17 protein-coding genes and 1 pseudogene are annotated in these 19,296 nt (G+C 60.7%); 9 read left to right on the top strand and 9 right to left on the bottom strand.

The window, feature by feature from the left end:
* Window positions 1–628 precede the first annotated feature (628 nt).
* Window positions 629–2,344 (bottom strand): chloride channel protein, encoded by a 1,716-nt coding sequence (locus tag V474_RS09820; RefSeq protein WP_082699737.1) that lies wholly within the window; start codon window positions 2,342–2,344, stop codon window positions 629–631.
* 160 nt (window positions 2,345–2,504) lie between these two features.
* On the opposite strand from V474_RS09820, the gene V474_RS09815 reads away from it, so the two are divergent.
* Window positions 2,505–2,912: a MarR family winged helix-turn-helix transcriptional regulator gene (locus V474_RS09815; protein ID WP_059151311.1), complete on the top strand. Its 408-nt coding sequence runs from the start codon at window positions 2,505–2,507 to the stop codon at window positions 2,910–2,912.
* A 419-nt stretch (window positions 2,913–3,331) separates the two neighbouring features.
* Window positions 3,332–3,685 carry a DUF3060 domain-containing protein gene (locus tag V474_RS09810; protein ID WP_082699709.1) on the top strand — a complete coding sequence of 118 codons (354 nt, stop codon included), beginning with the start codon at window positions 3,332–3,334 and terminating at the stop codon, window positions 3,683–3,685.
* A gap of 529 nt (window positions 3,686–4,214) precedes the next feature.
* On the opposite strand, the gene V474_RS09805 is transcribed toward V474_RS09810, so the two are convergent.
* Both V474_RS09805 and V474_RS09800 read right to left on the bottom strand, forming a co-directional pair.
* Entirely contained in the window at window positions 4,215–5,183 is a 969-nt protein-coding gene (locus V474_RS09805; RefSeq protein WP_059151309.1) for a magnesium and cobalt transport protein CorA, read from the bottom strand.
* Between the two features lie 275 nt (window positions 5,184–5,458).
* Complete coding sequence (locus V474_RS09800; RefSeq protein WP_059151308.1) at window positions 5,459–5,644, bottom strand: hypothetical protein; 186 nt, start codon at window positions 5,642–5,644, stop codon at window positions 5,459–5,461.
* A gap of 125 nt (window positions 5,645–5,769) precedes the next feature.
* Between V474_RS09800 and V474_RS09795 the strand changes: the two genes are divergently transcribed.
* Genes V474_RS09795 through V474_RS09785 form a run of 3 tightly spaced genes read left to right on the top strand, consistent with a single transcriptional unit; the run spans window position 5,770 to window position 8,864 of the window.
* Window positions 5,770–7,248: a tetratricopeptide repeat protein gene (locus tag V474_RS09795; protein WP_059151307.1), complete on the top strand. Its 1,479-nt coding sequence runs from the start codon at window positions 5,770–5,772 to the stop codon at window positions 7,246–7,248.
* 42 nt (window positions 7,249–7,290) lie between these two features.
* Window positions 7,291–7,878, top strand: a complete 588-nt coding sequence (locus tag V474_RS09790; protein ID WP_059151306.1) for a hypothetical protein — start codon at window positions 7,291–7,293, stop codon at window positions 7,876–7,878.
* A complete protein-coding gene (locus V474_RS09785; RefSeq protein ID WP_059151305.1) occupies window positions 7,875–8,864 on the top strand; it encodes a DUF4424 domain-containing protein in 990 nt (329 codons plus the stop codon). Before V474_RS09790 ends, V474_RS09785 begins: the two co-directional genes overlap by 4 nt.
* 427 nt (window positions 8,865–9,291) lie before the next feature.
* Here V474_RS09785 and V474_RS24910 read toward each other — a convergent pair whose 3' ends face one another.
* Entirely contained in the window at window positions 9,292–9,612 is a 321-nt protein-coding gene (locus V474_RS24910; RefSeq protein ID WP_082699708.1) for a hypothetical protein, read from the bottom strand.
* A gap of 195 nt (window positions 9,613–9,807) precedes the next feature.
* Window positions 9,808–10,638 (bottom strand): 23S rRNA (adenine(2030)-N(6))-methyltransferase RlmJ, encoded by an 831-nt coding sequence (locus V474_RS09780; RefSeq protein WP_059151304.1) that lies wholly within the window; start codon window positions 10,636–10,638, stop codon window positions 9,808–9,810.
* A gap of 322 nt (window positions 10,639–10,960) precedes the next feature.
* Here V474_RS09780 and V474_RS24905 point away from each other — a divergent pair, with 322 nt between their 5' ends.
* Window positions 10,961–11,110, top strand: a complete 150-nt coding sequence (locus V474_RS24905) for a DUF2256 domain-containing protein (protein ID WP_082699707.1) — start codon at window positions 10,961–10,963, stop codon at window positions 11,108–11,110.
* Complete coding sequence (locus V474_RS09775; protein ID WP_059151303.1) at window positions 11,107–12,651, top strand: cryptochrome/photolyase family protein; 1,545 nt, start codon at window positions 11,107–11,109, stop codon at window positions 12,649–12,651. Before V474_RS24905 ends, V474_RS09775 begins: the two co-directional genes overlap by 4 nt.
* A 91-nt stretch (window positions 12,652–12,742) precedes the next feature.
* Here the strand turns inward: V474_RS09775 and V474_RS26805 are convergent, their stop codons facing one another.
* The 3 genes from V474_RS26805 to istA (V474_RS09755) form a co-directional block, all read right to left on the bottom strand.
* Window positions 12,743–12,868: a hypothetical protein gene (locus V474_RS26805; protein ID WP_269085135.1), complete on the bottom strand. Its 126-nt coding sequence runs from the start codon at window positions 12,866–12,868 to the stop codon at window positions 12,743–12,745.
* Window positions 12,869–13,493: 625 nt separating this feature from the next.
* Complete coding sequence (istB, locus tag V474_RS09760) at window positions 13,494–14,339, bottom strand: IS21-like element helper ATPase IstB (protein ID WP_059150959.1); 846 nt, start codon at window positions 14,337–14,339, stop codon at window positions 13,494–13,496.
* Complete coding sequence (gene istA, locus V474_RS09755) at window positions 14,336–15,649, bottom strand: IS21 family transposase (protein ID WP_148649349.1); 1,314 nt, start codon at window positions 15,647–15,649, stop codon at window positions 14,336–14,338. Before istA (V474_RS09755) ends, istB (V474_RS09760) begins: the two co-directional genes overlap by 4 nt.
* On the opposite strand from istA (V474_RS09755), the pseudogene istA (V474_RS09750) reads away from it, so the two are divergent.
* Together istA (V474_RS09750) and istB (V474_RS09745) are read left to right on the top strand one after the other, a co-directional pair.
* Window positions 15,614–16,651 (top strand): annotated as a pseudogene (gene istA / locus V474_RS09750) (IS21 family transposase); the annotation flags it as partial. The gene istA (V474_RS09755) and the pseudogene istA (V474_RS09750) sit on opposite strands and share 36 nt — an antisense overlap.
* The gene (gene istB / locus V474_RS09745) at window positions 16,641–17,420 is read left to right on the top strand and encodes an IS21-like element helper ATPase IstB (protein ID WP_059151300.1); all 780 of its coding nucleotides are present in this window, start codon (window positions 16,641–16,643) and stop codon (window positions 17,418–17,420) included. The pseudogene istA (V474_RS09750) and the gene istB (V474_RS09745), both read left to right, overlap by 11 nt.
* Before the next feature lie 223 nt (window positions 17,421–17,643).
* Here the strand turns inward: istB (V474_RS09745) and V474_RS09740 are convergent, their stop codons facing one another.
* Window positions 17,644–19,218, bottom strand: a complete 1,575-nt coding sequence (locus tag V474_RS09740; RefSeq protein ID WP_407938323.1) for a phospholipase D-like domain-containing protein — start codon at window positions 19,216–19,218, stop codon at window positions 17,644–17,646.
* Between the last annotated feature and the right edge of the window lie 78 nt (window positions 19,219–19,296).

The following is a 19,296-nucleotide window of genomic DNA, read 5'->3' as shown; positions in this document are numbered from 1 at the left end:
CGAATTGCATGGCTAAAAGTACCGGCAAGAGATAAAGCGCGGCCCTTGATACGGGGGATCCAGTTGCTCCATGCCAGAACGCCAACACTGCGATTATAGCAGCCACTACCAGAAGCGGGATTAGCTTACGCATCACGTTCACCTGCGAGTTTGCTTGAAGGGCTTCATATCGATATCCGGCGAATTCTCCAACTCCCGAACGGCCATTTACACCTCATTTGCGATGATCCGATCTGATAATAGCATCTGGTCCAAGACCGTATTTGGGATTGCAGTTGCCTTTGCATCCGTCCACCACCTGATGGGCTGCATGGGACAATGCACGCGTTCGTCACCACGACGAGAGCCCAGGCAACGGTAGCTGGCTGGAACAGTTTGGCTCTCAACCTGATCCGCAGCCTGCGGACATGGCTACCCGCATCGCTCGAGGGAACGGACCGGGAAGATAGGACCAAGATCGTGGATCCTCGCTCCTCGTGATACCGGCTCGCCAAGTAAGCCGGTCGCACGCGCGATCTGCAGGAATGCCGTTATCACCGTTGGATAGGCGAGCGGCGGGAAAAGCGCCTGTTTGTCAAATTGAACTACGCCGGCTAGAATTTTTAGAACTGCTTTTCGGCACGCAGCGCTACTGCACCTGCTTATGAAGCGGCGGTGCGCCGCGGCTGCGGGTAACCTCAGATCCACGGTGGACATGTCTGATCTTCAACAGGTCATGCCGCGTAAGGATCCCCACAACCTTGCCGGATACCGGCTCGACAATAGGGATGCGCCCCACTCCTGTCTCGACCATCAGATCCGCAAGGCGGGCAATCGGATCATTTGGACTGCCCTGGGATTGCGACACGTCTTCAAGGACTTGGGCAAGCGTGACGTCATCCCTAAATACACCCACGCGCCAGCAAAGAACATCGGAACGGGACACCAGACCTCGCAGTGCTCCTTCGTGATTGACGACGGGGTAGCTACGATGCCGCGCTTGGCCGCCGAAGAAAGCGATGGCCTCTGCGACGGTCATCTTTTCTGACAGCGTCTCCGGCCCCTCGGTCATCACCTGTGAGGCTTGTAGAAACTCAAATGGATCGACAGTGTACTCTTGGAGGATATGCCGCCCGCGCCGTGCGATCTTTTCCGTGAGGATGGACCGGGGCATGACGAGAACGCTGACGGCATAGGCTCCGACGGAGGCTGCAAGGGTGAGGGGAAGCATCGTGAAATCACCGGTCAGCTCAACGGCAAAGAGAGCGGCCATAAGAGGCGCACGCATCGCGCCGCTGAGAATGCCTGCCATGCCCGCCAATGCCCAAAGTGCGCTGCCGCCCGGGAGAAGCTGGCCCAAGAGGTATCCGAGCGAGCCCCCCAGCAGCAGCAACGGCGCCAGCACGCCTCCAGAGGTGCCCGAGCCCAGCGCGACCAACCAGACGGCCGCCTTGATTACCAGCAGTGCGATCGCCGCCCGCAGTGGCAGGGAACCGCTGAGGAGGCCCTGGATGCTGTCGTAGCCGGCGCCGAGCACATGCGCGTCGACAAGACCGCCAGTGCCTACGGCCAGACCGCCCACTGCCGGCCACCACATCCAGTGAAGCGGCAGCCGTACAAACTGGTCCTCGACTTTGTACAAAAGGCTGGAGAGCAGGGCTGCCTGGCTACCGGTCAGGATGCCGACAATGAGGGCGATGCCAAGGACCTCGGCGTCCAGAGCCAGGCTATGATGCGCCGGAAAAAGCGGCCCGACGTCGATAAGGAAGGGGCGCCAGAGCCAAGCAGTCAGCACGCCTACGACAACCGGCACAAAGCTGCGTGGTTTCCACTCGAAAAGCAGGACCTCGATGGCGAGTAGGATGGCTGCAATGGGCGTACCGAAGATTGCCGTCATGCCCGCTGCCGCACCGGTCACGAGGAGGCTTTTGCGCTCTGCAGCGCTCAAGTGGAACGCCTGCGCAAAAAGCGATCCGATCGCCCCGCCAGTCATGATGATCGGGCCTTCCGCGCCGAATGGCCCTCCGCTGCCTATGGAAATCGCGGAGGAAAGCGGTTTGAGCAGCGCAACCTTTAGCGAGAGCCGACTCTCCCCGTAGAGGATGGCCTCGATTGCTTCTGGAATGCCGTGGCCTCGGATTTTGTCAGAGCCAAACCGCGCCATCAGGCCGACAATCAGGCTACCAAGTATTGGCACCGCAACAAGCCAGAGCCCCAGCGCGTTATCGGTTATGGCCGCTGGCGACGCGGAAAGGCGCCCAAACCAGAACAAGTTAGTGGCAACGGCAATAGACTTGATAAGTACCCAAGCCCCGAGTGCCCCGCCGGTTCCGATAACCAGCGCAGCGGCCGCCAACAGAAGCATGCGTGTGTCTGCGCTATGGTCGGCAAGTGGGCGGGAGCGCCGAAGGAACGCGGGAAAGGTCATAAAGGCAACTCGTCACCAGTGGCAGATGGTGTCAAATATATCGTACTACGATATATATCAAGATTGACTCTCACATCTTGTCCCTGCGACTGGACTGATGCCTTCCCGTTTGACTGACGCCGATTATCAGGCCCTTGCAGAGTTCCGCTTCTCGTTGCGGCAGTTCCAGACATTCAGCGAGCAAAAAGCCGAGGAATGCGGCCTGACGCCGCAGCAGCATCAGGCTCTGCTGGTGATCCGTGCGGCTCCGGCCGGTACGGCTACGATCGGCTATGTGGCGGAGCGCCTTATTGTGAAGCCCCACAGCGCGACGGGGCTGGTCAACCGGCTCGTCGCCCTCGACTTTGTGAAGCGGGGCCGCTCTGACGGGGACAAGCGGCAGGCAGTGCTGAATTTGACAGAAGGTGGCCATCAGACACTGGCAGCCTTGAGCGCCACACATCAAGAAGAGATCCGTCGACTTGGCCCGCTTTTGATTGGATTGCTGGCGAAGGTACAGGATTAGGCAGTGCGATAAGCGTCGCACCCTCTTGGCCGTCTTTCGCGCTCCGAGCCTTGGCGAAGTTCCTGCATTACGCGCGCGCTTAATTCGCTCACACTGCGCGAGGAGCGCGTTTTACGCATGTGAATTGGCATCGGCACGATACCGCCCATATGCTCGAGGAAGCGAGGCAGCAGTTTTCCGTTACTTTGGGGCGCATCGGGCCATTAAATGCCAGGCGCTCAAGAAAATAAAGCATCCAAATTAGTCGGAGACGGCGAGATTTTTCTCGAATAGCAAGGAGGCGGCCACATGAGACCGGTGGTGGACGGAACCCGGCGCGAGGCCGCGGCTTTTGTCATCGAGCGGGCCGCAGAAGCAGAAGATATGGCTGGCGTTAAGAGGCTCTGGTTCATTGGAACCGGCGCTTCCAGTAATATCGGATGGAAAGGACGTTTATGCCGTTGGTTAGATACACCGTCGCTGCTTTAGCGTTTATCGCGGCAGTTCCCCTCAGCGCACAGAGTTCTTTCGAGGGCGCCGGCGAGACTTCAACCCTGGATTGTGACGGCGGGACGGCGGCTATCACCGGCGCCGGCAACACTATTATCGTGACAGGCGGATGCGCCGAGCTGGTGATTGAAGGAGCTGACAATCGGGTGCGCGTCGACCTTGCCCGCAAAGGATCCATCCGCATCACGGGCGCAAGTAATCGGGTCAGCTGGACGACGCCGGACGGGAGCAAACCCATTGTGAAAGTTGTTGGTGCCGGGAACAGCGTGTCGCGAGCAAAATAGGTCGGCTTGCACTCGTCCCGCGTCGCACCTGTGCCGTTCACGGAACGCGTCTCACCGCTAATTAGTGATACGAATCAGATAATGCTCGTGCCCGCTGATCAAGCCGGGTAAACCGGTGCGGCGATCGCGCAATTTTACAAAGCCTGATGTGTCAACATGTTAGCGCTTGGATATAACCCTTTGCGACCAGTGTGGCGCGCAGGCGAAAGGAACAAGTTACTTAATCAGCCCGTGACGATCAGCCCTTATTCCCAAGCTGAGGAAATCGATCAGGTTGCAGGAGGCGATCGGGCGGTTTTTCATACCGCTGGTGCCTCCGGCGCGGGATGGCCTTTACCGAGAACTGCCGCGCAGTGCCTGCTGAGGTCTTAGTCGGCGCTGATCGATTTGCCATGATCACGGAACGCGTGGAAGTGAGCGCAATCGCCACGCAGCGTTTTGCCCTCTAGCAGAGATTCGGTGCCGTGGTCGGCTTACCTTTGAAAGGCCAGCCCGCCGCCGCGTGACGATACCTAGCAAGTGGTGCGGGTCAAAGCCATTTCAGCTTCCTGAACCGGGTGTAAAGTAGCAAGCAGATGCAACTGATGATCATTAGGACAACGTAGTATCCGTAACGCGTTTCGAGTTCGGGCATGTTCTTGAAGTTCATCCCGTAGATGCCGGCGATGGCGGTTGGCACGGCTAGGATGGCCGCCCATGCGGCCAGCTGGCGGGTAATCGCGCCGGTACGTTGCTGCTCCAGAAGATTACTGAATTCGAAGACCGAGTTAAGGATTTCCTTGAGCCCGTCGGCCATGGCCTGGACCCGGAGGACGTGGTCATTGACGTCGCTGAAATAAGGCCGCGCATCCTGATCGATGCAGGGCAGCTCCGCCCTGACGAACTTGGCGGCGACTTCGCCCATCGGGATCAAAACACGCTGAAAGCGAATTATTTCTCGGCGCAGACTGAAGATCCGGATGACCTCGTCGCGTCCAAGAAAACTGTCGACCGTGCGTCGCTCCATCGCCAGGGTGTCCTCCTCGATCGTCTCTATAATCGGGAGGTAGCCGTCGACGATATAGTCGAGGATTGCGTGGAGGACGTAGTCTACCCCTTTCTGCAGCATTCCGGGGTCTTGCTCGAGCTGGCCTCGCAACCGGGTGAACTCGCGTTCGTGACCATGGCGAACGGTGATGATGTGGCTGTGCCCGACAAAGATCGAAACTTCACCATAACGGATCTCGTCGCCGACGAGTTCGGCGGTCCGCGCCGTCACGAACAGCTGATCCCGGTAGACGTCCACCTTGGGTATCTGTTTGCCGCTGATGGCGTCCTCAACCGCGAGAGGGTGCAGCCCATACTGCTCCTGTAGAGAACGCAGGTCTTTAGGCGTTGGATCGAGCAGACCGATCCATACGAATTCCGACCGATCGTCGGGGCAATGAACCTTTTCGGCCACATCGATATCCCGGACGCGCTGACCATTTCTGTAGAGAACCGCAGCAACCACACTCATTATTTCACTCCGCCGCCGAACTTCGAAGGGCGGGAGAGAAGCGCAGGTCGCGGCGATTTGCTCCTCATAAAATAGGAGCGGGCCGGCTTTTCCCAACAGGTTGTCCGGTGCGGCCGATGCAGAAGCTGGGCTGAAAGGCTGACCGGCCTGGGCCGGTCAGCATCGGCACAGATTGGTCCCTGTGTTACTGTGGGTTCAGATAAGGCGTTTGGCTGCATTGCGTTGAGCTTGGCTTCCTCCGCCGGTCTTGTATGCGCAAGCGGCCGCTGCGGCCTTCAGGATGCGCCTATGCCGTCTTCGCCGCTGATCGAAAAAGCGAACCCGTTGTACTCGGGGGCGGTGAGACGGCAGTTCAATGCGTCGATCACTCTGACGGTCTTGGCGTCGAAGGCGTCCTGGGCCAGGGATGGCGCTGCGCCGGCAAGCATAGCCATGACCAGCAAGGCCGCCGTGTCGATCATTGATAGTTTCATTATTTTCTTCTTGGCGCGCGATCGGTTGGGTCCATACGCATTAGTATCATCAAGGACATTTCCTTGCCCCTCGATGCGCCTGCTAACGCGATCTCATTGGTGATGTGAAACGGATGCGACACTATATCTGGCTCAAGGCGGCCGCGGCTGCAGTCACGTTGGCATCCGTCCCTGCGGGTGCATCCGAGTGGTGGTACGTCAACAGCGGGCCCGGCCGCGTCGTATACGTGGACGCGCAGTCGATCGAACGGCGCAAGGATGTCGCCAGCTATTGGGCGATGTATGTCATCCGTCCTGGCGAGCCTGAAGTCATGACCAAGTCGCACCGTCGGGTCCGTTGCGACACACGCCGTGTTGAAACCCTGGAGGTGCTGCGGTTCGACGAGCAGGGCCGGGAAATCGGCGATGGCAATTCGCGGCCCATGCCGATGCAGGCGGTTGCGCCCGATTCCCTGGGTGATGCGGAACTGCGCTTTGCATGCGGCGATGAAGGGCACCGGGTCGCCAATGACCTCTTTCCGTTGGCGATCGACGCAGTCGCCTTTGCCGAGGCGCTGATCGCACAGGGCAACAAGCCAGACGACGCCCACGATCTGCACGAGGCGATGTCTGTTCGGGAGGTGCAGAGCGTATCGCCTGTACCGTCGGAGGAAGAACCCGCCGCTGCTGCGCAGACAGCATTGCCCGATGAGGCATCGTCGGAGGTTGCCGTGACTTCGCCGGTTCAAGGCCTGGATGACGATGCGGCTGAGATCAAGCAGCTCGAGGATGCCTGCGTCGGCGAAACCGTTGGTTCCTGCGCCGAACTCGGCACCCGCTACGCCGAAGGCGACGGCGTGGACAAGGATCCGGTGCGCGCCGCCGTCTTCTATGACAAGGCTTGCGCTGGAGGAGACAGCGATAGCTGTACCTTCCTGGGGATCGCTTACCATTCGGGCAAGGGCGTGCCGTCTAATGCGGAGCGGGCGACCGCCTTGTTCGGCAGGGCCTGTGAACTTGGCGGGCCTTCCGATTGCGCCAACTTCGGCCTGGCGCTGGTGAAAGGCGAGGGGATCGCCAAGGACGTCGTGCGGGCCTTCCGCTATTTCGATGCGGCCTGCGATGCAGGCAACTTCGCGAGCTGCTCCAGCCTTGGCGCCGCTTACTCGCTGGGAGCCGGCGTCCCGGTCAGCAAGCAGCGCGCCAAGCGGCTATTCGAGAAGGCATGCGCGGGTGAAGATCCGGGCGGCTGCTACAACCTTGGCGTGGTCTACGACCAGGGCCTTGGCGTACGCAAAGACCCCAAGAGGGCGGCCGCGCTCTACATCGGAGCATGCGAGCACGACGATGGCTCGGCATGCGGCAACCTGGGTACGCTGGTCCAAAATGGCAGCGGCGTAGTCAAGGATGCGGTCCGGGCCGCGGAACTGTTTCGCAAGTCCTGCGAGTTGGACGATGCCGACGGCTGCCTTAATCTCGGCCGTGCCTACAACGCGGGAGCCGGCGTCGAACGTGACCGGGAACAAGCTGCGGCCGCTTACCGCCGTGCGCTGGAAATAGATCCCGACAAGGCGGACGCCCGTCGTGCGCTCACCGACCTGATGCCTGATTGAATGCGCGTAAGCTGGAAAGGGACGTGATTGAGAGGATCGGGTATGAAGCGGGCTGCGTTGTTCGCTGTCGTCCTGGCGAGCTGCATCGCCGCTTCACCATTGATGGCGGCGGCCGTTCGCCCCGACTTGCCGCCGCCGGCGCCAGAGATGCCGTACTCTCCCGTGTTCTGCGCGGCTCGCAATATCTCCGCGGGCTTTGGTGTCTTCGATGGAGTCCACACCGCTCGGCGCGGGGACTTGATCGTGCCTCCGCGTGACTATGCCAGCGGTCTTCACTCGCCCCAGGCACCGCGCCTCGATGAAGCCGGCATCTACGACATCGCGTTCCTCGGCATTGACGGCGAAGACATGATGCTGGAACTGCGCGACTATCTCAGTCCCGAAGCGCGGGAGCCGGTCGCAACGCGCATCTTCTCGTACCCTGCCGCCACCAGGTCGATCCAGCTTCGACACATCGTTCTTTCGATCCAGAGCGCCTCGGAACTAAGCATCGTGTACAGGTCGGCGATCGCGGCAGCTGTGGCCGATGACGCCGTAAGCACGGATGAAGATGGTCCGACGGAACAGGTGGTCAACGATTATTGCCGGCTCAACGGCATGCCGGCCATCGACGTGGCCGGGCCGCGATGAAGTACAAGGAGGAAAGCGTGAAGGCGGTGACATCGGGAGTACTCGGGCTGATTCTGGTGGCGGCAGCGCTGGCAGCAGGAGCCGCGCGAGCGAACGATTCCTCGGCGCAGCTCGCCGCGGGGGGGCTGGTACTCACCAAGAGCGATGCGATCGAGATGCAGTCCGAAGACCTTTACATATCGCGCGAGGCGGTTCGGGTGCGGTATCGGTTCCTGAACAGCAGCGGCCGCGATACGACCGTGCGTGTCGCATTTCCGATGCCGGATATCGGCGGGGAGGGCTTCTTCGAGGGGGACGTGTCGGTACCCGTCGACGCACCCGCCAACATCCTCGGCTTCACCACGCTGGCGGATGGCAAGCCGGTTCGGACGATACTGGAACAGAAAGCGATGGTCGGAGACATCGACCACAGCGCCTGGCTCGCGGCAAACCACATTCCGATGGCCGTCCACATAGGGGGCACCGACGCCGCGATAGCCCGATTGCCGGAATCGAAGCGGAGCGAGGCGAGGAAGCTCGGTCTCATCGGGGAAGACGACGAGGCGCTGTGGATATTGCGAACGACCTACCACTGGTTGCAGACGTTTCCGGCGGGAAAGCCAGTGACGATCGAACATCGTTACAAACCCTCGGTAGGCGGCACGGTCATGACGGGCATCGGCCAGGACGGGGAAAACGATGCGGTCAAAGTCTACTGCGTGGAGCCATCGATCCTGACAACCCTGCGCCGCTCGGCAAAAGGCGACAGCGGTCCGCGCTATTCGGAGAGCTGGATCGAATATATCCTCGTCACCGGTGGCAACTGGAAGAAGCCGATCGGTGATTTCCGGCTGGTCGTGGACAAAGGCACGCCGCAGACGTTGGTCAGCTTTTGCGGGGAAGGCGTGAGGAAGATTGGTCCAACGACGTTCGAAATGCGCAAGCGCGACTGGCGCCCGCAAAAGAATCTCTCGATTCTGTTTCTTAATCCGTTCGGGGCCGAATGACGATCGGAATATGCCGTATGACCGCCGACTTCCGCCGGCTTATGAGAAACGTTCAGTAAGCCCTGCGATCTGCATGATTACCTCGTTCCGAACGGACAATTAAATCGGGCCTCTAGGCCATGCTCAAAGACACCCAGCCCAGCAGGAACGCGGTGTTCGCATATCGCGGCCCACAGGTCGACGTTGCGGAAGATATCATGATGTACCGACCGAGCAGCCGACGCGCTTGGCCACTTCGCGCAGCTCATTGCGGCGGTGGTCGGATCGCTGCCCTTCAACACAAAAATCGGCCTCCATCGACACTCGCCGGGTAAGGACCTGCCGACTGAACCAGCGACGATGGCCACGAGATAGACAAACCCCATGGCCATCGGGACTTAGCTGATGTCTGTCGCCCAGATTGCGTTAGTGGACGATTTACGCCTGCTTAGTCACCGTTGGCATCAACCATGAAAACCGTGGGCTTGCCTCGCGACGCAGGATCCCATCCTGCCGATAATGCTGCTCGTACCCCTCGCAAAGCAATTGCATCGTTGATGTGCAAACGCCCTTTCGGCAAGCCTTTCATCAGGCGCTTGGGCGTGGGAAATTCCAGCACGGCTTCTCGCGGCATGTCTTTTTGACGTAGGGAGACGGTCATGCCCTTCCAGCCATCGGAAGAGGACAATTGAGGCTCGCTCAGGAGTTCCCAATGATATTTTGAACCGTCGATGTCGACAGTGCCGCTGCGGCCAGGTGCTTGAAACATGTCATACCCTTAGCATGTCAGCAGCGATACTCCATCCATGGTATCACTGGGTTTCTCGACGCCGTTAGTCGCCATTTCGAGCGAACAGGATCACGTGATCGAGCCCGTGGCCAACGGGCGCATAAACACAATCGTCTGGACCAAAGGCACCCAGCAATTCCCCTTTTGGAACCAGGGCGGGATGGGGACTTATCTTCAATCGCCCAACCAATCGGATATGATTTCGCCTTTATGCCCTTCGGGCGCTAACGTCGCGCGCAAAGCTTCCAGGAGTGGCGGCAGCGTCTGCGTGAAAGCGTACGGCGGATTGACGATAAAGAGGCCTGCGCCGTTATATATGCCGGGTTGCTCGCTATCGTAAAGCCAATGCTCCACTCGCAGCAATTTGGGGATGCCGAGCTTGCGTAATTGCTCCTTCCACCGCCAGTGCGTAGCGCCGTCTTTCAGCGGAAACCAGATCACCGTCACACCATGCGCCCATTTGCGGTGAGCGGCGGCGAGGGTGGCAGTGATGCGCGCGCGTTCGTCCGGCTGCTCGTAGGGCGGGTCGACCACCACCACGCCGCGTGCGGTGCGCGGCGGCAACATAGCCAGCCAAAGTTCGTAGGCGTCGCGTTCATGAACGGCCGCGCTGCTCCCCCGCATCACGCCGCGCAGGGCGTAGGCATCTTCCGGGTGCTTTTCGTTGAGGATCAGGAAATCCTGCGGGCGTAAAAGCTGCGCCAGAAACTGTGGCGAGCCGGGGTAAAGGTGCGGTTCTCCACCCCTATTCACCGCCTGCACGGCGGCGCGGTAATCGTCCAGCAAGGGGTTGGGGTCGGCGAAGGCCTGCAGCACGCCCCGCGTGGCCTCGCCAGTGCGTTTGGCTTCGTCGCCGTCAAGGTCGTACAGCCCGCGGCCCGCATGGGTGTCGATCAACGTCAGCCCGCCCTGCTTGTGCTGCAAGGTCTGCACCAAGGAGATCAGCAGGCTGTGCTTTACGACGTCGGCGCTATTGCCGGCATGGAAGGAATGGCGATAATTCATTGTGATTCAAATTCTGACTGTGTGCCCCTACATGAGTTGCTGGCCCTTCTGCAAAGCGAATTTTATGGCTGCGCAAAATTGCTGGATGCGTACGCAGAGCGCAAGGCGGAGCAACCAATCCGGTTGCTTGCATAGAGTCGGGCGGAAATGAACGGCCCTCGTCGGTCGCTCAGCGCTCGAGTTTCGCTCCCCAGGAGCGAACCGGCAGCTTTCCCATAGGCCTACCGGGAACGGCGAAAAGCTGCCGATCCGGTGCCTCGCCGAGATGAGACACGGGCGTTCAAAATTTGGCTCCGATCGGCTTTTGGTGCGTTAGCATGACATGCCGCATCACAAGCTGACCTTGCCGACCAAGATATGCCTCTCCTGCCTGCGGCCGTTCGCGTGGCGCAAGAAGTGGGCCCGCGACTGGGATGAGGTGAAGTTCTGCTCGCAGCGCTGCCGCGGCGTGGGGGTGAATCAGCAGCCATGACAACGCTGGTTCCCGTACTGGGCGACCAACTGTCGCTCGATCTCTCGTCGCTGCGCGCAGCAGAGCCCAGCGATGACGTCATACTGATGATGGAGGTTGCCGAAGAGACGACCTATGTTCGTCACCACAAGATCAAGCTTGCCTACATCTTCTCTGCGATGCGGCATCATGCCCTAGCGCTCGAGGCAGCAGGGTGGCGCGTCGATTACGTGCGACTGGACGATCCTGACAACACCGGGAATTTCACGGGCGAGATTGCTCGTGCGATCCAGCGGCACGACCCGGAACGGATTGTCGTCACGGAAGCGGGCGAATGGCGCGTCGCAGCCATGCTGGATATCTGGGAGACACTGTTCGGCCGGCCGGTCAAGATCTGTCCTGATACGCGATTCGTGTGCTCGCACTACGAGTTCGATGCATGGGCGAGCGGGCGGCGCGAACTGACGATGGAGTTCTTCTATCGCGACATGCGAAGGAAGACCGGCCTTTTGATGGATGATGGGAAGCCGGTCGGCGAGCGCTGGAATTTCGACAAGGACAATCGCAAGCCAGCGCAGGTCGACCTGCTGACGCCGCGTCCGCTCCGTTTCACGCCAGACCAGGTCACCCGCGATGTCATCGCCCTGGTGAACGACCGGTTCGCCGATCATCCCGGCGATCTGGAAGGCTTCGACTATGCCGTGACCGCTGCGGACGCCGAGCGACAAGCCGCCAGCTTTTTCGCGAACGCGCTGCCGCAATTCGGCGACTACGAAGACGCCATGCTGACCGGCGAGCGGTTCCTCTGGCACTCGATCCTGTCGCCCTACATCAATTCAGGGCTGCTCGATCCGCTCGACTTGTGCCGGCGCGCTGAAGCGGCATATCGCAGCGGCGGCGCCCCACTCAATTCGGTCGAGGGCTATATCCGCCAGATCATCGGGTGGCGCGAGTACATGCGCGGCATCTATTGGCGCGAAGGCCTCGGCTATGTCGATCGCAACTTCCTGGAGCATGGCAGGGTGCTTCCGAACTGGTACTGGACCGGCGATACCGACATGCATTGTCTGTCAGAAACGATCGGGCAGACGCTGGCGACAGCGCATGCGCACCATATCCAGCGGTTAATGGTGACAGGCAATTTCGCTCTGCTGATCGGCGCCGACCCCAAGCAGGTGCACCTGTGGTATCTGGAAGTCTATGTGGATGCCTATGAGTGGGTTGAACTGCCTAATACTCTGGGTATGAGCCAGTTTGGCGATGGCGGGCTGCTCGGGTCAAAACCCTATGTCTCGTCGGGCGCTTACATCAACCGGATGTCGGATTACTGCGGCAGCTGCCGCTACAACGTCAAGAAACGGATAGGCGACGACGCATGCCCGTTCAATGCACTCTATTGGGATTTTCTCGCCCGTCATCGGGATAAGCTCAAAGGCAACCGTCGACTGGCGATGCCGTACCGCACCTGGGATCGGCAATCGGAAGCGGATCAGCAGGCGACGTTGGAGCAGGCGGCCGCGTTTCTTCGCCGGCTCGATATAGACGGCGGCGTGTCGTATTGATGGCGCAGATGGCGGTAACGCCCATACCACAAGGTCGGGGTTTGTGAATAGTAGGTGGAGACGTCCGCTATCCCAGCACACGTAGACCAGTTCACCGCATTCGTCCGTCGGCCTTGCGCAGTGCCTGGATGAAGCCTTCGTTGTTGGTCATCGGAGCCACGCAGTCCCGCCCGCACAATTCCCGCGTGTCATTCGTTGCATCGCTTTCAAGCTGCATTGCAACGTCTTGGATCACAGCTCCAAACAACTGGCAATCAACCTGACGGCCCAACAGCCCAAGTCGGAAGCCGAACAGGAACCGTAACTCGAGATCCCTATCGGCAAAGAGCTCGAAAAAGAGGCAGGACAATGATCACGCTCATCTCCGCCACTGACCGCGGCAGCACTGAAGAAGCCGTCACTTGGCCTCTGCGCGCCTGATGCCTTGGGATGCTGGGTGGACTGACCTCACCACGTTTCGTTAATCGCCCTGACCTGCCCCCCCCGTCAGTGCCTCGATTGTTGATTGCCACTGAGATGTGACCCGGGGCGCCTATAAATTACCATTGAGAATTGACCCATGTTTTCCTCCCCTCCGGCTGCCAGTCGGAGGGTCTCGGAGTGATCGACATGGACTTACTCAGTGTGATCCGCCGGTGGCATTTCCGGCAGGAGATCTCCATTCGGGAGATCAAGCGGCGGACCGGCCTATCCCGCAACACCATCCGCAAATATCTGCGGTCCGATGCTGTTGAGCCCAGCTTCAAAGTTGTAGCGCGACATCGCCGGTGATTGGTCAGCGACACTGATGGTGATGTGTCAGCGGTGACGTTGAGGATAATGTCACACGAGGTTGGCCTGGATCAAGAGGCGTTGTCGCGCAGCGATGTCGCTGGAACGGTTTCGATGTCGCGGGGCGATGTCGCTGGATCAGGAGGACTGTCGCGGAGCGATGTCGCTGCGGCCAGTGCGGATCGCCTGCGATAGCTCTCGACGTTCATTTCCAGGATAGTGGCGTGGTGAACGAGCCTGTCGATGGCGGCGACAGTCATTGCCTTATCCAAAAAAATGGCATCCCAACCGCTGAATGGTTGGTTGGCGGTGATCATGATGGAGCGCCTTTCGTATCTGGCAGAGATGAGTTCGAACAGGACGCTGGTCTCGGCCTGGTCCTTGCGGACGTAGGACAGGTCATCGAGGATGAGCAGGTCGAAGCGGTCGAGCCTGGCGATCTCCTGGGTCAAGGTCAGGGCCTGACGTGCGGCCTGCAAACGCTGGACGAGATCGGTGGTCCGGGTGAAGAAGACCCGGTATCCGCGCGCCACAAGCTCGTTGCCGATGGCGGCCGCGGCGTGGCTCTTGCCGGCACCAGGCGGACCAAATGCCAGAAGATTGTGGCCAGCCTTGAGCCAGGTATCTCCTTGGGCCAGAGCCAAGACCTGGGCCTTGCTCAAGGTGGGAACGAGGCTGAAGTCGAAGGCATCCAGGGTCTTGCCGGGCGGCAGCCGTGCTTCTGTAAGATGGCGCTGGATCCGGCGTTGCTCGCGTTCGGCGAGTTCCAGTTCGGCCAGGGCTGCCAGCAGGCGCGAAGCCGGCCATCCCTCCTTGTCCGCTCGTGAACAAAAGTCTGGCCAGAGACGGGCAATGGTGGGCAGACGCAGCGTGCCCAGCAACATGGGCAGCTTGGCGGTGTCGACAGTGATGCTCATGCGGCCATCTCCCTGGCGGTGAGCAAATCGTCGTAAGTGTCAGGCTGGGGAATATCGACGACCACATCGACCGGTTCATTGCCGGGCCGTTGGAAGCGCTCCTGCAGATCCTTCAGATCAGGTAAGCCCTGGCCATCGAGTATGCCGGTCAGGGTCGCGGCGAGCTCAGCCTCGCAGGCCTGGTCATGCGCAAGCCACAGCAGCCCCACCATGATGCGGCATGCGGCGGCTTTGGGAAGCGCACCCTCCAGAGCATCCCAGCAGCGGCGATATTCGCTGCGAGGGAAGAGCTTGTTGCGATAGACAAGGTTTGCCAGCGCGTGGGGCTTGGTACGCAGGCTGTGGATCACGTGCCGATAATTGACGACGTGGTCATGACCGCCCCGCCCGCGATCGGGCGCCCGCCCGCGTGGCAGGGTCTCGATGGGCTGCCCGGCCAGATAGAGGTCGATCCGGTCATCGAAGATCCTGGCTCGCAGGCTATGGCCGATGAGCCGGGAAGGCACGGTGTAGAAGACCTTGCGCAGCACGAAGCCGCCCGATGAGGTGACGAGCACCGTAGCTTCATCATAATCGCAGCTACGGCGTGAAGGTAACGGCCGCAGGTGCTCAGCTTCGATGCGCAAGGCATCGCGCCGCCGCGCGTTGTGCCGGCCCACGACCTGGGCGAGGAACGTGCGCCAGTCCTCGATGGCGGCGAAGTCACGTGTCCCGCGCAACTGGAGTGCCTGATCGAGCCGATCCTTGAGGTGGCCATGACGGCTCTCGATGGACCCATTCTCATGGGCGATCCCGCGATTGTTGCGGGTGGGCTCCATCTGGTAATCGGCGCACAGGGCGGCATAGCGGGTCCGCAGATCTTCCTGGGCATCTTGCTCCAGGTTGGCGAACGCCGCGGAGAGGCTATCGGTGCGATGCTCGTGCGGCACGCCGCCAAGCTGCCACAGCGCATTCTGAAGGCCGCAGGCCAGCGCCGTGAAGCTTTCTCCTCCCAGCACGACCTCGGCATGCTCCCACCCGGAATAGACCAGCGCGAAGTGATAGATCAGGTGCGGGGTCGGATTGCCGGAGATGGTGACCTTCAGATCGCGGGCGTCAAAGAAATCCGACATGCCCTGTCGGCCAGGCGGATGGTTCTGCCGGAAGATGACCTCACGCTCTGGTCCATGCTCGGCCTTCCATAGCCGTATCCGGCGTTCCAGGGTTCTGCGGGCTGGCGTCAGATCGAGCCCGGGGTGGCGCTGCTCCAGCTCCCCAAGAATAGAGATGGGCTNGCCTTCATCGTGCGAGCCTATCTGCTCCAGACCCATGAGATGCTGTTCGACGCGCTGACACAGGCGTTCCGGGTGCTGGGCGGCGTGCCCCAGCGCGGGATCTTCGACAATATGCGAACCGCCGTCGACAAGATCGGGACTGGGAAGGCACGGCAGGTCAACGCAAGGTTTGCCGCCATGGCCAGCCACTATCTGTTCGAGTCCGATTTCTGCAATCCGGCCTCAGGCTGGGAGAAAGGGCAGGTCGAGAAGAACGTCCAGGACGCGCGGCGCCGGTTGTGGCAACCGATGCCGAGCTTCCCTGGCCTGGCCGAGCTGAACGCCTGGCTGGAAGAGCGATGCATCGCCCAATGGGGCGAGATCCAGCATGGTGTCATGCCCGGCACCGTGGCCGATGTGCATGCTGAGGAAGCTTCCTGCCTGATGCCGCTGGGCAGGCCCTTCGATGGTTTTGTCGAGCAGACCAAGCGCGTGTCGCCAACCTGCCTCATCGCCTTCGACCGCAACCGCTATTCCGTTCCGGCATCCTTCGCGAACCGGCCGGTCAGCCTCCGGGTCTATCCGGATCGCCTGGTCATTGCTGCCGAAGGCCAGATCGTGTGCGAACATGCCCGGCTCATCGACCGCTCCCATCACAAGCCGGGACGCACAATCTATGACTGGCGGCATTATCTGGCGGTGGTCCAACGCAAGCCCGGCGCTTTGCGTAATGGTGCCCCCTTCCTCGAGATGCCCGAAGCCTTCCGGCAATTACAGGGCCATCTCCTTAAGCGCCCAGGTGGCGACAGGGAGATGGTCGAGATCCTGTCTCTCGTTCTGCATCACGACGAGCAGGCCGTCTTGCATGCAGTCGAGTTGGCTCTGGAAGCAGGCGTCGCCACCAAGACCCACGTTCTCAACGTGCTGCATCGCCTTATTGACGGCAAGGCGCCGCCGGCAGCGCCGATTGATGCGCCTCAGGCCTTGCGCCTGACGCAGGAGCCCAGGGCCAATGTCGATCGCTACGATACACTCAGGGAGATTCGCCATGCGTCATGACCCTGCCAGCGCCGCGGTCGTTGTCATGCTGCGCGGCCTCAAGATGTTTGGCATGGCCCAGGCCGCCGGCGACCTGATCGAACAGGGCGCGCCGGCCTTCGACGCTTCCGTGCCAATGCTGTCGCAGCTGCTGAAGGCCGAGATGGCCGAGCGGGAGGTCAGGTCCATATCTTATCAGATCAAGGCGGCCCGCTTCCCAGCTTACAAAGACCTGGCAGGCTACGACTTTGCCGCCAGCGAGATCAACGAGCCACTCGTGCGCCAACTCCACCAGGGCGACTTCATGGAAAACGCCGACAACGTCGTGTTGATTGGCGGACCCGGTACCGGCAAAAGCCATATCGCCACTGCCCTGGGCGTCCAGGCCGTCGAGCATCACCGCAAGAAGGTCCGCTTCTTCTCCACGGTCGATCTGGTCAACGCGCTTGAGCAGGAGAAGACGGCGAACCGTTCCGGCCAACTGGCCGAACGTTTGCTGCGTCTCGACCTCCTCATCCTCGATGAGCTGGGCTATCTGCCCTTCAGCCCATCAGGAGGGGCCATGCTCTTCCATCTACTCAGCAAGCTGTACGAGCGCACCAGCGTCGTCATTACTACCAACCTGAGCTTCAGCGAATGGTCCGGCGTGTTCGGCGACGCCAAGATGACCACCGCGTTACTCGATCGCCTCACCCATCACTGCCACATCCTGGAAACCGGGAACGACAGCTTCCGCTTCCGCGCCAGCACCGCTGCGCCCAAGGCCAGAAAGGAGAAGCCAGCATCTTGAACCTGCCCGTCAACGGCAGCACATAACTAATACCCACCCGGGTCAATTCTCGACGGTAATCCCGGGTCACATCTCAGTGGCAATCAACACCTCGATCATAACGAGAATCTTGCGGTTGAATATTCCGGCAAGCTTGTGCAGGCGTTCGGTTTCCCAACGACGAGTGGGGCCGAACATGGGCTACCTCGAACACGGCCGCCGCTATGAGTTGCGATTGACTCTCCTATTTTCTGTTCGGGCCCCTAGAGACGAGCAAGCCGATCAAGGCGGCGCCGGCCGCGGCTCCGCCCACCATGGCGACGGTCCTGAAAGGAGACAGGCTGCCGTCGCTGCGGTGAATGTGGGGGCGCAGGCGTTTCAACAGAGATTTGCGTTTGGAAAGTGCTTCGAACATCTCTCCTGGCCCTTCTGGGTCAAGTATCTTGTTATCGGCTAGCCATTCGCGAACCGCGTCAAGTTCGGGCACTTCGTAGGGGCGCAGCGACCGGCCGGGCCCACGCAGTTGCTCGACCGTCTGAATGATTGATCCGGTCTCGGCGAGCAGCGCCGCGATCGTCTCGCAGTCGCTGTCGAGATGTTCGGCGAGCAGCGAGTTGCGAATGCCCGCGATCGTCTTGCATTCATCGGCATTGGCTGGCCGCCCAGCGCCGATTACGACGTCGCATTCGGTATCGAGCCTGAGCGAGCGATTGTTGAAGTTCGACGATCCGACCCGCAGCACGTCGTCATCTATCACCGTCACCTTGGCATGGACGTAGATCGCCTCACCGGCAGCGGTAAAGGGATGGTAGAGCCGCAGGCGACCGTGAGGGTCCTGCTCGTGCAGGGCCTCGACTAGACGGGCGCGCGCTGAATCCATGGCGATCGGTTCAAGCCAACCCTGCGCGGTGGTCGGATGGACAATCACGAATTCCGGACCGTCCGGCTCGGCCAGCCGCTTCGCAATCGCCTCTGCCACCTTGCGCGAGGCGAAATACTGGCTTTCAGCATAGACCCACCGTTTGGCACGCGCGATCAGGTCAACGTAGAGTTGCTCGATCTCGTGACGAGGTTCTTGGTCCGCCATTTCAGGGACGGTAAGGGCGATGCCGACCTCGATGTTGGTGAAGTCGGGTGCGACGTGACCGGGCCAGCAGTTGCCGTCATCGTTACCCTCGACCGGATCGAGGTTGCCACCTCCCGATACTTGCCAGCGCCGCCGGCACATATCACCCAGAGCGCGCGCAACGGGTCCCTGCAATATTGTCGTGGCATCGTGCCATGGTCCGTAGGGAGTGCCGTCCGGTTCGACACGGCGCGGCTCGTCGTCGGCATGGTCGCGCGTGTCCCAGCGATCCACGGTCATGTCGATGCCGCCGCAGAATGCGACGTCATCGTCGATCACGACTACTTTCTGATGGTGCGATCCGGCGGGTGGGTGATGGCCGTCCAGGCGAAGGTGAATCTGGGGGTCCTTGATCCACCGTGCGATCCGCATCAGCGTCTGCGCCTGGAAGATCGTCTTTATCGCGCCTGTGTCCCACCGCAGGATATGGACGTGCAGGCCCGGAGTGCGTTTCACCAGCCAGCTGAGAAATTCTCCGACCCGGTTCGGGCCGCCATCATCGACGTCTCCCCCGAAGCGGATACGTGCGTCGAAATCCCAGCCCACCAGCAATATCTGCTTCCTGGCATTCATCATCGCCGCACGCGCGGCTTTGAAATAGTCGTCCGCATCGACGATGACCGTGGCCCTGGTCGCAGGTTCGATTCGCCAGCAGTTTCTACCTGGCTCAAGCATGGCTATCTCATCAGTCATGCCGTGCCCATCGCAGGCTTGGGGCGATCTGCCAAGCGATCGTCAGCCATTGTCTGCGTTAATCCGGCATGATGCACC

It is taken from the genome of Novosphingobium barchaimii LL02, assembly GCF_001046635.1.
GTDB classification, from domain to species: domain Bacteria; phylum Pseudomonadota; class Alphaproteobacteria; order Sphingomonadales; family Sphingomonadaceae; genus Novosphingobium; species Novosphingobium barchaimii.
Note: the sequence above shows the minus strand (reverse complement) of the source record. Positions and strands in the feature narration are given on the sequence as shown.

Coding starts and splice junctions, on each gene's coding strand:
- V474_RS09775 (WP_059151303.1), top strand. CDS start 11,107: ATGACAACGCTGGTTCCCGTACTGGGCGACCAACTGTCGCTCGATCTC.
- V474_RS09820 (WP_082699737.1), bottom strand. CDS start 2,344: ATGCTTCTGTTGGCGGCCGCTGCGCTGGTTATCGGAACCGGCGGGGCA.
- V474_RS09795 (WP_059151307.1), top strand. CDS start 5,770: ATGCGACACTATATCTGGCTCAAGGCGGCCGCGGCTGCAGTCACGTTG.
- V474_RS09780 (WP_059151304.1), bottom strand. CDS start 10,638: ATGAATTATCGCCATTCCTTCCATGCCGGCAATAGCGCCGACGTCGTA.
- V474_RS09815 (WP_059151311.1), top strand. CDS start 2,505: ATGCCTTCCCGTTTGACTGACGCCGATTATCAGGCCCTTGCAGAGTTC.
- V474_RS09790 (WP_059151306.1), top strand. CDS start 7,291: ATGAAGCGGGCTGCGTTGTTCGCTGTCGTCCTGGCGAGCTGCATCGCC.
- V474_RS09800 (WP_059151308.1), bottom strand. CDS start 5,644: ATGATCGACACGGCGGCCTTGCTGGTCATGGCTATGCTTGCCGGCGCA.
- V474_RS24905 (WP_082699707.1), top strand. CDS start 10,961: ATGCCGCATCACAAGCTGACCTTGCCGACCAAGATATGCCTCTCCTGC.
- V474_RS09805 (WP_059151309.1), bottom strand. CDS start 5,183: ATGAGTGTGGTTGCTGCGGTTCTCTACAGAAATGGTCAGCGCGTCCGG.
- istB (WP_059150959.1), bottom strand. CDS start 14,339: ATGAGCATCACTGTCGACACCGCCAAGCTGCCCATGTTGCTGGGCACG.
- V474_RS24910 (WP_082699708.1), bottom strand. CDS start 9,612: ATGTTTCAAGCACCTGGCCGCAGCGGCACTGTCGACATCGACGGTTCA.
- V474_RS09785 (WP_059151305.1), top strand. CDS start 7,875: ATGAAGTACAAGGAGGAAAGCGTGAAGGCGGTGACATCGGGAGTACTC.
- V474_RS09810 (WP_082699709.1), top strand. CDS start 3,332: ATGGAAAGGACGTTTATGCCGTTGGTTAGATACACCGTCGCTGCTTTA.
- V474_RS26805 (WP_269085135.1), bottom strand. CDS start 12,868: ATGCAGCTTGAAAGCGATGCAACGAATGACACGCGGGAATTGTGCGGG.
- V474_RS09740 (WP_407938323.1), bottom strand. CDS start 19,218: ATGACTGATGAGATAGCCATGCTTGAGCCAGGTAGAAACTGCTGGCGA.
- istB (WP_059151300.1), top strand. CDS start 16,641: ATGCGTCATGACCCTGCCAGCGCCGCGGTCGTTGTCATGCTGCGCGGC.